General features: G+C 61.0%; 9 protein-coding genes and 1 pseudogene. 2 read left to right on the plus strand and 8 right to left on the minus strand.

The genetic code is table 11. The features are described 5' to 3' along the window. Positions 1–29 precede the first annotated feature (29 nt). Together B0G74_RS44530 and B0G74_RS46135 are read right to left on the minus strand one after the other, a co-directional pair. On the minus strand, positions 30–392 hold the full coding sequence (locus B0G74_RS44530; protein WP_132384275.1) for a DUF2934 domain-containing protein: 363 nt from the start codon (positions 390–392) through the stop codon (positions 30–32). A gap of 263 nt (positions 393–655) precedes the next feature. After that, positions 656–826, minus strand: a complete 171-nt coding sequence (locus B0G74_RS46135) for a hypothetical protein (protein WP_165924063.1) — start codon at positions 824–826, stop codon at positions 656–658. 1,069 nt (positions 827–1,895) lie between these two features. Here B0G74_RS46135 and B0G74_RS44535 point away from each other — a divergent pair. After that, a complete protein-coding gene (locus B0G74_RS44535) occupies positions 1,896–2,387 on the plus strand; it encodes a YetF domain-containing protein (RefSeq protein WP_132384277.1) in 492 nt (163 codons plus the stop codon). A gap of 77 nt (positions 2,388–2,464) precedes the next feature. Here the strand turns inward: B0G74_RS44535 and B0G74_RS44540 are convergent, their stop codons facing one another. The 3 genes from B0G74_RS44540 to B0G74_RS46350 form a co-directional block, all read right to left on the minus strand. Next, positions 2,465–2,716, minus strand: a complete 252-nt coding sequence (locus B0G74_RS44540; RefSeq protein WP_132384279.1) for a hypothetical protein — start codon at positions 2,714–2,716, stop codon at positions 2,465–2,467. A gap of 146 nt (positions 2,717–2,862) precedes the next feature. Further along, entirely contained in the window at positions 2,863–4,905 is a 2,043-nt protein-coding gene (locus tag B0G74_RS44545) for an ATP-binding protein (RefSeq protein ID WP_132384281.1), read from the minus strand. 192 nt (positions 4,906–5,097) lie between these two features. Continuing rightward, a complete protein-coding gene (locus B0G74_RS46350; protein ID WP_279388659.1) occupies positions 5,098–5,562 on the minus strand; it encodes a recombinase family protein in 465 nt (154 codons plus the stop codon). Positions 5,563–5,693: 131 nt separating this feature from the next. On the opposite strand from B0G74_RS46350, the pseudogene B0G74_RS44555 reads away from it, so the two are divergent. Continuing rightward, positions 5,694–8,570, plus strand: a pseudogene (locus B0G74_RS44555) (Tn3 family transposase). Between the two features lie 67 nt (positions 8,571–8,637). On the opposite strand, the gene B0G74_RS44560 reads toward B0G74_RS44555, so the two are convergent. The 3 genes from B0G74_RS44560 to B0G74_RS44570 form a co-directional block, all read right to left on the minus strand. Next, on the minus strand, positions 8,638–9,879 hold the full coding sequence (locus B0G74_RS44560; RefSeq protein WP_132384282.1) for a sodium:proton antiporter: 1,242 nt from the start codon (positions 9,877–9,879) through the stop codon (positions 8,638–8,640). Between the two features lie 139 nt (positions 9,880–10,018). Beyond that, positions 10,019–10,195, minus strand: coding sequence for a hypothetical protein (locus B0G74_RS46140; RefSeq protein WP_165924052.1), 177 nt, complete (start codon positions 10,193–10,195; stop codon positions 10,019–10,021). Positions 10,196–11,346: 1,151 nt separating this feature from the next. Then, entirely contained in the window at positions 11,347–12,693 is a 1,347-nt protein-coding gene (locus tag B0G74_RS44570) for a sorbosone dehydrogenase family protein (RefSeq protein ID WP_132384283.1), read from the minus strand. Positions 12,694–13,091 lie beyond the last annotated feature (398 nt).

Here is a 13,091-nt window from a genome sequence, read left to right on the forward strand (position 1 = left end):
TTGTGACGTGGCCGACTCACGACCTTGCGCTATTTCCGCGTCGATCCTGGCGGGATGGGGTTGCTGTTCTGGGACGACTCCAGCGCGTTTTCTGACGCGGCATGTTTACGTCGTTCGCGTGCGTCTTGTGCGCTTTGTACGGTATCCGACCGATTTACAGCTGGCAAATCGGTTGCCGATGCAACATCCCGGTCGTCTGGGATCTCCGCGTGACTCTTTCGATTGCCGTCGCCGGAAGGTGCCGGCCCCCCCGGTGCGCCATCGTCCTCCGCTTCAATCTCCCTGCGGGCGGCCTCCCAATAGTGTTCCGACGGGCCTGCCGGCGACGAATCCTTTTCCCACAGTTCGTAGGCGCGTCGGCGGATTTTTTCATCAAGAGTTTGTTCATTCATCGTACGATCTCCTTACCCGGACATCACGTTGACCAGAAAATCCCGCTGCTATCGCCCATGGACGCCACACGGACCGATATCCGCCGCGCCAGCAAGCCTTCCCCAACGGTTGGGGTACATCACGCAGCCATGGGTATTGCGCGGCACTGCGTTTGCCCGTGCCAATGCCGCCGCATTCCGCCAAGGGAATCGGTGCACACTGACGCTCGCGTGGCTCAATCGTCAAAGAGCAACCGGGCGGTCGCAGGCCGTGGCGATCCATTTCAGGTCCGTTCTGGCGCTCGCGCTTGGGGCGTTGAGTCGGCGCGTATCGCTTCGGCAAACCTCAGCAATGCAGCGACGGAGCCCGACACGCTGGTGTATTCTTGCCGTCCAATCCGGCCGTCCAGCAACACAGACAAGCCCGCTTCCTCTGCAATTTTCAGCACGTCCATTCTGCTTCTCCCGCGGCACATCACACCCGTAATGAAGCAAGGCGTGTTCCCGGGACTCCCAGCCTGAAATGCCGGTTAGAACCGAACCCACATGAGCGAATCTACGGCTAAAATAGTTCACATGGCGGTGCGCCGCGACGCAAGCATCAAAATCGGTGCGAAAGGGGCCACGAACTGACTGGAACACGTCAAACGCCGCAGCCACAGCGCTAGCGTGCCGGTCGCGAAACGCGTCCGAGCAATCTCACATCCGCGGTTCGACGTTGCAATCGACCCAATAAATAGCGGGTGGGCCATCCCGTTGACGCGGCTCGGGGAAGACACGCCGGGAAACACGGTGCCTGGGTCGGCTTCACCTCGCACTGCCTCAATGAGTGCGTTGGCAATGAGGTGCCGGCCAGCACTAATCGTTGTGCCAGGCATCCTCCACCGTCCGGGCGGACTTGCGGGCGAACGATGGCCCTGTCAGTGCGCTGCCGGACAGGACAGTTGCGCGTAGCCACGCTGTGGCAGTTGCTTCGACCGTACGCGTCGCGCCTGATACGGACCCGCGCACGTTCCAACCGCAAGGCGGGTTTTGAGGAACTTAGTTTCATCGTCGCTGGAATGCCGGACGAAACGTTACCCTCGATGGTCGACTACCTTGCCGCCCAATCATGGGTACTTGATGCCTGGTTCGTTCCGTGAATCCCTACGGGAGCCTCATTGATGATCTGGTACGAGACCATCGGATTGCCGAAGGCCACACCGTTCTACGCGGCTTATTTCGAGCTGGGCCCTGAAGCCCGACGCCGACGTCGTTGATGCCGCATTCCGGGTGATGATCAAAGACGTAAGGCATCGCGTCAGGGCGGAAGAATCCGAGCTGTTCCCTGAACTGCGCAAGTCGAGGCTCGATCTCGGCGCGTTTGGGCAGAAACGCGCGGAACGCAAGGCCCAACTGATGGCCAGGCTGCCGAGGGACGTTGGCAACCGGACCTGACACCAGGCGACAGTCAGCGCCGGATCATGCGGCGGTGACGACCGCCGGCAATGCCAGACGTGGCTGCGGCGGCACAGGGAGGCGGAAATGGATGCGATAGCCGTGCTGTTCGGTACGGGAAAGGATCTGAACGCGCTGCAGATGGGGATGCGGGCGCTGATAGTGTTTGTTGTCGCGCTGGTGTTGATCCGGATATCGGGCCGACGCTCGTTTGGCCAGCGTTCGGCTTTTGACTATGTCGTTGCCATCTTGCTTGGGGCGACGTTGAGCCGGGCGATTGTTGGTGCCTCGCCGTTCATTGCGGCCGTGGCGGCTTCGACGGTGATTGTGGTACTCCACCGGCTACTGGCGTGGGCGTGCATGTACAGCAGTTCGCTGGAGCGGATGGTGGTGGGCGTCGAACGGGAGGTGTTCCGTGACGGACAGTTCAACAGGCAGGAAATGACCAGGGCACTCGTGACGGTAGCCGACGTCCAGGAGAGCGTCCGGCAGGCACTGGGGTCACGCGCGATGTCCGACGTTGGTGCGGCGATTCTCGAACGCAACGGCGGGATAAGCATCATCCGCAAGAAACGATAACCCGAAGCGTGAAAGACAGATCTCCCAGCCTGCATCTCGGACCTTCCGTTGCCGCCGCGGCACGTCGGGCGCAACTTTTAGTCGTGGAGCGTCAATAGTCCGATTACCCCAGGATCGCGCAACGTACTGGCGAATTCGACGCCACGCTGAAGTGCCGCACCAGCGGCGGCCTCGGGCGTTCCGAACCGCGGGCTGCAATTGCTCTCGCGGAAAATTGCGGTGGCGGGATCGGGGTCGTCGACACCGACGAAGAACTCCGATCGCCAGTAGTCCTTGTCGCACCGTTCTTGGGTCACAACCACATACCGAGATACCTTCGCCGTTGCCATGACCGTCTCGAAACACTGGTAACCGGAATAAGGAGCATAGCCCCCGATCGCTGATTAGGCAAAGCCTGGAGCAGGCGGCCGGAGGATGACGGACAGAGGGTGCCAAGCGACGGCTGGGCTTCGCTTCACAGCCGGCTATCGGTGGCTCACTGGCCCGGATCTTTCCCTAAGCGGGAAGAACCAAGGTCGCGCAACAGGCCGATCAGCATGTCCGGATCCACCGGCTTCACCAGGTGGCGGCTGAATCCGCTTTCCGCGGATCGCGAGCGGTCCTCTTCCGCTCCGAAGCCCGTCAGGGCGATCAGTACTGGAGGCCGGGTCAGTCGCGCCCCTTGGAGTTGCCTCGCGACATCATGGCCGCTCATGCCAGGTAGACCGATGTCGAGGAGAATGACGTCGGGCGACCATGTCAGCGCAACCCGAACTCCGCTGGGCCCGTCATCTGCGCTCCTGACCTCGTAGTCATTCATACGGAGGACCAGCGCGAGTGATTCTGCCGCGTCACGATTGTCGTCGATGATCAGTATCTGGAGCTTCGGACCTGGGAGCTCCGGCCCGGCAATCGGGTCTGCTTTGTTCGTCGGCAATGCCGCCGCGATGGGCAAACGAACCGTAAACCGGCTGCCTTCACCTGGCCCAGCACTGATGGCGGAGATCGCGCCTTCGTGCAGTTCGACCACCGAGCGCGCGACTGACAGCCCGATGCCCAGTCCACTGCGCGAGCGTCGGGTCATCGGATCAACCTGAACGAAAAGATCGAAAAGGTGAGGCAGTTCGTCTGCGGGAATCCCGATCCCGGTATCCTCCACAGAGACCATCGCTGCATCCTGTACAACCTGAACCTCGACGCGGATATCACCATCATCGGCCGTATATTTGATCGCGTTGTCGAGCAGATTGGAGATGACCTGGGTGAGCCGCGTCAGATCACCATCCACAAAAACGGGCACACTGGGAAGGCTGACGGTCAATCGGTGCCGGTGCGCGTCAGCGAGCGGCTGGGCAATCTCGATGGCCCGTGCAACCGCTTCTTTCAGGTCTAAAACCTGGCGTTTCAGCTTGATCTTGCCCGTGGTGATCCTCGACACGTCGAGCAGGTCATCGACGAGATCGGACAGGTGACGGCTTTGCCGGTCGATGATCCCCTGGACCCACTGAATCTGCGGTGGCAGACTCTCTAGGTGGAGCTTCATTATTTGCGCGCCGTTGCGGATCGGTGCCAGCGGGTTCCGCAGCTCATGGGCCAGGGTTGCCAGAAACACGTCCTTGCGGCGATCCGCCGCCCAAAGGGCGTCTTCAGCCTGCGTGCGCTCGGTGATATCGGCGAGCGTGCCGACGAAGCAATCAGCCGCGCCGGTATCCGCAAACCGGAAACGGCCCGACATTTCGAGCACCCGCAGCGCGCGATCGTTTTTCCGGAATATCCGGAAGGTCGTGTGTACGTGGCGGCCAGGTACCTTCCCTTCATTGAACTGCTCGGCTAGCTGGGCAACATCGTCCGGGTGAACCAGGCTCCGGATGAATTCCTCGCCGGTCAGGGGGCCCTCCCCGGGCGGCTGTCCCGTAATGTCGTACATCCATGTGTTCTCCCAGACGGCTCTTCTTTCCGTCAGTTGCCATTCGAAGATGCCCAGTCCGCTCGCCGCAGCCGCCATGCGCAGTCTTTCGTCGCTTTCCTGCTGCGCCGCAAGCGCACGGTCGCGCTGCCGCATAGAATCGTCGACGCGCTGCCCCTGTTCGTCCAGTAATTGCGTGATGGCGCTGTGGACCGTCAGGCTGAACAGTTCCTCGATGGTCCCGTACGCCCGCGTTTCGAGCTTCCTCGAAAGTGTCGGCGTTGTCTCGAAGAACTCCGTGGCGGCTTCCCGGATGCACTTTCGAAGCAGGTCCAGTTCCCGAACCAGCTCGTCGAGCCGGTACCCCTGTGTCCACCGGTAGTGTCCGTGTCGACGTGCGTCGCGCTCGATATCGCCTGCGCCGGTTCTCCCTCTTGCAGATTTCAGTTCGCGGCAGATCTCGGTGTAGATCCGGGGCACATGATCGACAAGTTGCTCAGAAGTCAGCCTGCCCGCCTGCCTGATCACCGGGTCGGCACGAACCGCAGCCAGCCATCGTTGCGTGACACTTTCCTGTGTTTGTTCCAGATAGGTGGACAGTTCGCGCAAGGGTTCGGCCTGGTGTGCGTTCATGTTATTTCACCTGCGGGCAACCGCAGCCGGCATTTATGGTTTCCGACGATAGGTCCAGGCTCAACTCAGGGTCCTCGCCGGCTGGACCGACGAACCGCCGCACCGAGGTTCGACTGACGTTGAGCCGCCTGGCAATTTCCCGTTTGCTGAGTCCCGCGGCAAACAGGGCCTGCATCTCCGGCGCACGTGACATCACGGTCGGAGGGCGTCCATGAGGCTTGCCCTGCAGTCTTGCGTGAGCGATGCCCGCCTTGACGCGCTCGCGCAGGATACGCGCTCGAATTCGGCGAATATCGCCAGCATGCCCACCAGCGCCCGTCCACTCGGTGTCGCCATGTCGAGCGCGTCCGACAAGGACACGAAGCCTACCCCGAGCGACAGCAGGTCCTGCAAGGTCGCGATCAGGTCCAGTAGCGATCGGCCCCATCGGTCAAGACGCCACACGAGGATCAGATCGATCTTCCGGCGCCAAGCCGCGTTGATCAGTTCTTCGCGTTTGGGGCGCACGCTGCTCCCCGAGGCTACGTCCTCAACTTCAAGGGTCACCGTCCAGCCGCGCCTTGCGGCGTATTCACGCATTGCCGAAGCTGCATCGGCGAGGTCTGCTGGTCGCGGGTTGAAACCCGGGCATAGAGCGCCGCATGCATCACATTCCACCCTGGCCAAAAACCCCTGAAAATCGTCGACCGCAAAGCCGCATGGGTACTGGGGTTACCGCGACATTTGGGACATGGCCATTAACATTACTTAAATGCCATACTACGCGCTTCCCCTGCAGGGAGAAAGCCATGCCTCGCCGCGAAGTGCTGACGCCGGCCCAGCGATTCCAGCTGTTCGCCTTTCCGGAGGATGAAAGCGAACTGGTTCGCCTGGCTACATTGTCGGCGGAGGACTTCGCGTTCGTGCGTCAGCACCGGGGTGGCCACAACCGGCTCGGTATCGCGGTGTTAATGGTCTATCTGCGCTTTCCCGGTCGGCTACTGGGACCAGCCGAGAAGCCGCATGCGCCGATCATCAGTATCGTCGCGGCGCAACTGAGCGTTACCCCCGCGGTGTGGGACGTGTACGCGACGCGTGACGAAACGCGCCGCGAACATATGCACGAACTGCCGGCCTGGCTGGGCTTGGCGCAGTTCAGCCGACAGCACTATCGCGCGCTGGTCGAATTGCTGTTGCCGGTCGCGATGTAGACTACGCAGGGCATCGTGCTTGCCCAGGCTGCCGTAGACGAACTCCGGCGCTGGCGTGTGCTGTTGCCGCCGGTTGTTGCGCTCGAAAAGCTGTGCGCCGCGCGCAGCGCGAAGTGTTCCGGCTACTGACCGCGCCGTTGACAGTCGGGCAGCGCACGTCGCTCGATCAGCTTCTGTCGTTGATGCCTGATCGGCCCGTTAGCAAGCTGGCCTGGTTGCGGCAATCACCGGGCGAACCGAGCGCAAGAGCCGTCCTTTCGATCGCTCGCAAGCGATCCGCGCGCTGGGCTGCCGCCGGACATCGGGTCGCAACATTCATCAAAACCGGTTGCTACGTCTGGCGCGCGAAGGCGGACAGACCGCCGTCTATCAGATCGAGGGATATGAAACCGACCGGCGTCACGCTACCCTGGTCGCGATCCTGCTCGATACGGCCGCAACACTGACCGATGAGATTCTGAATCTCCATGATCGCCTGATCGGTTCGTTCTTCACCAAGGTGAAACACAAATACGAAAAGCGCTTCGCGGCCGAGGGCAACGCGGTCAATGACAAGGTACGCCTCTACGCGAAAGTCGGCGCCGCGCTGATCGCCACGAAGGAGACCCGGCGACGATCCGTTCCGGGCGATCGAGGCCATCGTGCCGTGGGAGACTTTCACGGCCAGCGTGCATGAAGCAGAGCAGCTTGCACGTGAGGCGGAATTCGACTCGACGGCCCTGCCGGCTGACCATTATTCGCAGTTGCGGCGTTATTCGCCGACATTCCTCGATACCTTTGGTTTCCGCGCCGCGCCTGCCCGCCAGGACCTGATGGATGCGATCGCCGCGTTGCGCGAGCTGAACCGTACCGACGCGCGCAAGGTACCCGCCGACTCGCCGACGGGTTTCGTCAAGCCGCGCTGGCAGCGGTTCGTGTTCAAGGACTTCGATGAATACCTGATGCCGCGCGCAACGTTTGCCGAGCAACATCGGGAGGACCAGCTCGGGCTGGCCGTTCAAACGACGACGACAACCTATCTGGATGAGCGCATCGGGCGTTTGCGCGAAGCGCTCGATGAGACAGCCCGGCTCGCGTCAGCGGGCGAACTGCCGGATGTTGAGCTGAACGACAAGGGACTCAGGATAACGCAGCTGGATGACGCGACGCCGGCCGGGGCCGACGTGCTCACGCAGCAAGCCTACGACCTGATGCCGCGCGTGAAGACCACGGATCTGCTGCTTGAGGTCGATCAGTGGACCGACTTCGCGCGACACTTCACACATCTGAAAAGCGGCGCGGAGCTGCCCGACTGGACGCTGTTGCTGACCGCGATCTTCGCCGACACTTTCAACCTCGGCCTCGAAAAAATGGCCGATGCCTGTCCGGGCACGAGCGCCGCAAAGCTGTCGTGGCTGGTCCCCTGGTATATCCGCGACGAGACCTACCAGAAGGGGCTCGCGGAGTTGGTCAATTATCAGCATGGCCTGCCCTTCGCTGCGTACTGGGGCGAGGGCACCACCTCGTCTTCCGATGGCCAGCGCTTTCGCGCCGGAGGTCACTGTCAGGCCGGCGGGTATCGGAACGCGAAGTACGGGAGTGAACCCGGCGTCCTGTTGAATACGCACATCTCCGACCAGTACGCGCCGTTCCACACCGAGGTCATCAATTCGCCCGTGCGGGACGCCACGCATGTGCTCGCTGGTTTGCTGTACCACGAGTCTGAATTGTGCATCGAGGAACACTATACCAACACGGCGGGCTTCACCGATCACGTGTTCGCGTTGTGCCATTTTCTCGGCTTCGAGTTCGCGCCGCGCATCGCCAACCTGGCAGACAAGAATCTGTACGTACGTGGCAGACCGGGCGACTGGCCGGCAGTGGTATCGCTGATTGGCGGTTCGATCAGCCGGAAACTGATCGAGCGGGAATTCGAGGAGGTGGTTCGGCTGGCCGCGTCGGTCCAGCAAGGCACTGTGACGGCTTCGCTCATCCTGCGCAAGCTGAGCGCATATCCGAGGCAGAACGGCCTTGCGGTCGGCCTGCGCGAACTCGGCCGCATCGAGCGTACGCTGTTCACCCTGAAATGGCTTCAGGATCCGGCGTTGCGTCGGCGTGTGTCTCGCCGGGCTGAACAAAGGCGAGGCCCGCAACTCGTTGGCGCGGGCCGTGTTCGTCTATCGCCTAGGCGAGATACGCGACCGTTCTTACGAAAATCAGCGTTACCGGGCCAGCGGCCTGAATCCGGTGCTCGCTGCGATTACGCTCTGGAACACGGTGTATCTGGAACTTTCAATCGCCGCCTTGCGGCAGCAGCGCGAAATCGGAGACAGCCGGATCTCACACGTCGCACCGCTTGGCTGGAATCACATCAACCTGACCGGTGACTATGTGTGGCATGCCAACAAATGCGTTGTCAAAGGGCGATTCCGGCCGTTGCGCGCCGTGAAGGCGGCTCAGGCGTCGTCTTGGCGTACGAAAAAGTCCGTTTCTTGAGGGCACCCCAATTTCACGGCTCTCATTGAGCAAACCGAACAGTCCGCGTTGACTGCCTCGACAGGGGCTACGCTTTTAACCGGACGGCGCGGCGAACAACGCGCCCAACGGTGAGCCCCTGACCCAGGATCGAGGCTACGACGACGCAGTATGTCAGAGCGAGGACCACGTCTCGTCCGGCGCCTGACGGAATCGACAGCGCCAGTGCGACCGAAATGCCGCCGCGCAAACCGCCCCACGTCAGTACAAGCCAAGAGCCGACAGGCAGCCGCGCAGAACGACCGAGCAGCGCGACCGGAAGGCCCACCGTCAGAAGCCGGGCGAGCAAGGCAACAAGGGCAGCCGCGACCCCTGCCAGGAGGATCCTGCCGTCAAACGAAATCGACAATACTTCCATGCCAATCAGCACAAAAAGTACCGCATTCAGAATCTCATCGATCAATTCCCAGAACATGTCGACGTAGCGACGCGTTGTGTCCGACATCGCGTGCGCCCGCCCCCGGTTACCTGTCATGACCCCCGCTACTACCATGGCAAGCGGCCCTGACACGTGGAGGTGACTAGCGAGAGCATAGCCTCCGATGACCGATGCCAGTGTAAGCAGCACCTCGACCTGATAGTTATCAACGCTCTTAAGCAACCGGTATGTCAGGTACCCGAGTACCCAGCCGAACGCCAGACCACCGCCAGCCTCCCGGGCCAATGCGATCAATCCCGTTTCCACCGATGGCACGGAACCGCTGGCTGCCATCGCAAGCAGCAACGAGAACAGGACGACCCCCACCCCGTCGTTGAACAGCGACTCGCCGGTAATGACCACCTCCAGACTGTCAGGCGCGCCAGCTGACTTCAGGATGCCCATGACAGCGACCGGATCGGTCGGCGAGATGAGTGCGCCAAAAAGCAGGCAGTAGGACAGCCCAAGTCCAACGCCGAACAGCGGCAGCACGATCCACAGAGAGAGACCGACGATCAGTGTCGACGCGATCGTACTCAGCAGAGCCAGCGCAAGAATCTGCTTGCGAAACGACTTGAGCTTACCCAGATCAACGTGCATCGCTCCCGCGAAGAGCAGCAGCGATAACATGCCTTGCAGGAGCACCTCGCCAAAATGGATCGAGTGCACCAGGCTTTCCTCCGCAACCCGCAGGCCGTGCGCGACGCCCAGTTCATCCAGCCCGATAATCGCAAGCGAAAGGCCGAGTGCCGTTGCCATGACACCGATTGTCGTGGGTAAGCCAAGGAACCGATGGTTCAGATATGCAAGCAAGGCGGTCACAACCAGACAGATGGCAGCTATGTCAAACATTGAAGATTCGCGTCCACGAACGAAGTGATTGGTGCCTCGCGATGACGCCCGATGGCCCTCGGCGGACCGACCGATGGTTACCCGACTTGAAATCGGTGCGATCGCGAAGCGGATAGCGCGGTTTGTGCGCGAGCCCTGGTTATGCAGCGGGCTTACCGACCCTCGATGCGAGGACCCGCAACATCTCCTTGTCTTCCTCCAGTTGCAACGCGAGTTCCGCACGTCTCAATGCAAGCTCGGAATGTCTTAGAGCGGCAGCCTGATAGCCCGCGCTGTGCAGGCGCCCAAGCGACTCAAGTGCCTTTTGCAGTCGCATCCCCACTTCCACAAGTCCTGCACCGTACGGCCCGGTACTGAGCGCGATGATCACGACGAGACTGAACAGGAATGAACCGATAAAGGTTGCGAGAACGTTCTGTGCCGTGGTGTCCTCGACGAGGAGCGGGGTCGCCCGCGGCGTTACGGTCTTCGTTGACGAGCCAAATGCTGACCATGATATTCAGCGAAAAAGTTGTCGTTGCAAGCATGCTTGACGCGATGATGCCAAGGATATTGTCGACTGCGTCAGCCCCGATATGCGCCGACAGGCTCTCCGGAATGTATCCCTTGACGGCTAACGCAAACAGTGCTGTTGCCACGCCAACAGTGGATAAAAGGCCCGCACGAAACCATAGGCGCCTGGCGATCCGTTTCAGTACCCATTGCCATCGCCCTATCATCTGCATCTCCCGTACGAACCGGCATCGCCACCATGCCCACACAATCATGTTGTCAATGGCGCGGCGTGTTTCTCGTACATCACTGCGTGGAGGAGACCACACAGCGTGTGCCGCATCATTACCACGCCACATCTGCACTGCGCCATGCGGCTGGCGCGTCTACTGAATCGATGTCATGAAAAATTGTGAGTCGTTGAAGACATCCCGCACCGGTCTTTTCCGGCTTCGCGGCCTGAACTTCACTCGTCGCGTGTTCAGGCAGGAGCAATCGATGAAGACGAGGCCGCGTGTCGATCACCGGCTGAGTCAGGTGCACATCGGGACGGGCCCAGTCCAGCCTTAGCATGAAAAATTGATCGGCCAGAATGGCATGCGCGCAGCGGCAACCTTCAACAAAAGGCCTCTAGTCTCACCACGCGCGAAGGGATTGATGTCCTGCACGAGCTTCGGGCAATCAAGGGGCGGGCTGCCGACGCTTGGGGTCCGGGACATCTCTCCGTGCAGGAGTCCTGCTAGTCGGCATCGAACTTATGCATCTATTGCCAAAGAGTACATGCAATGTGATCGCGAAACCATTTTTCCGCGCTGCGGATCAATGTTACGCCCATGCAAGATAAGCGCTACTGTGCATATTGATTTCATTTCCTCTCGATCCTTATCGCGGCTAGGCCGCACTGCGTGCCACATACGCCATTTGCCAGATGACCTTGCGTCGGCCCTGCCTGGGAACAAAGCGACCACGACCGAGTCATTTACCTGCCGGCGCGATGCCCGCCGTTCTGGCCTTGTCGCGCGGCGCGACTCGCCAGACAGCGTTACCCACGTCGTCGGCCACCAGCAAGGCGCCGTGCGCGTCCAGCGCGACGCCGACCGGCCGCCCAACGGCGTGGCCGTCCGCCATCAGAAAGCCGCTCAGGAAATCTTCAGGTGTGCCGGCAGGCTTTCCATCGACAAACGGCACGAACACCACCTTGTAGCCGCTATGCGGCTTACGGTTCCACGATCCATGCTGGCCAACGAATGCGCCTCCGCGATAGTGCGCCGGGAACAGCGTCCGGTCGTAAAAGACCAGACCTAGCGAGGCCGTATGATTGCCGAGCGCATAGTCAGGCGGGATGGCCTTTGCCACCAGATCGGGGCGTTGCGGTTTGACGCGAGTGTCGATGTGCTGGCCGTAATAGCTGTATGGAAAGCCATAGAATGCGCCATCTTTCACGGCGGTCATGTAGTCGGGGACAAGATTGTTGCCGAGATCGTCCCGCTCGTTGACTGCCGCCCACAACGCGCCACTTTCCGGTTGCCAGGCAAGTCCGTTGGGATTGCGCAATCCCGTCGCATAGGGCCGCACATGGCCCGTGTCGATATCAAACACGAGGATGCGCGCCCGCCCTTCTTCGGCGCCGACTCCATTCTCCCCCGCGTTGCTGTTCGATCCCACCGTGATGTACAGATGCTTGCCTGAGCGGTCGGCCAGGATATTTTTGGTCCAGTGATGGTTGATCGGCCCGGCCGGCAAGTCGGCAACCTTGACGCCGGGGCTTGTAATCTGGGTGGCGCCCGGCACGTAGTCGAAGCGCAGCAGAGCGTCCGTATCGGCAACATAGAGTTGATTGCCGATGAGCGCCATTCCGAACGGCGAATGCAGGTTGCGCAGAAACACAGTCTGTGTCCTGGCGACGCCGCGGCCGTCCGCGTCGCGTAACAGCACGATGCGATCGGGGCTCGGCACACCGGAGCCGGCGCGCTTCATGACCTGCTTTCTGACCCAGCCGAACAGGCCGCTGCCTTCATCGTGTTCTTTTGGCGCGTCGCTCTCCGCTACGAGTACGTCACCGTCGGGCAGGGTGTAAAGCCAGCGCGGATGGGCGAGACCACCGGCAAATTCGGTGACGAGAAAGCCGGCGGGAGCGGTGGGCAGGAAGCCGTCGGGGCGCGCCTGAACGGGCGCGATGTTGACCATTGGAATCATCGACGATTCCGGAGCCGGAATGGCCGGCGACGCGCCGAAGCCCGCGTCGCCTGAACTTGATGGTCCGATTGCACAGGAAGCCAAAGGCAAAACCATGGAAACAACCAGACGATTTAGCAGGCGCATGTAGGTTCCAATCGATGATGGTCGGTTAATGATGCCTGAGGGATCAGCAAGAAACTGGCCTTGACACCGCCTGCTAAAGCGCAAATTGGTCCATGCTTGATCGAAAGTCCTCCGCCTTCAGGCGTGCTCGTTGTGCTGGCACGGTCGCCCTACCCAGCATCAGATTTCCTTAAGGTATGGTCGCTAGCATGGGTTCGATTTGTGCAATGCTCTTTTTGGGTCTTCGGTTCAAAATTCCGCAAGCTGCGCGCGCTGTCCTCCACTCAATCAAATTGTGACAACTTGATGAGCAGAATTGGCGAGTCTACGAAATGAATTGTCCGGCATATGCGCGCACGCTTCTGGATAACTGTCGCTGGAGAGCATCACGCGGGTTTGGAACCGGAGCGTGCCCGTCA

The organism is Paraburkholderia sp. BL9I2N2, from assembly GCF_004339745.1.
Classification (GTDB): domain Bacteria; phylum Pseudomonadota; class Gammaproteobacteria; order Burkholderiales; family Burkholderiaceae; genus Paraburkholderia.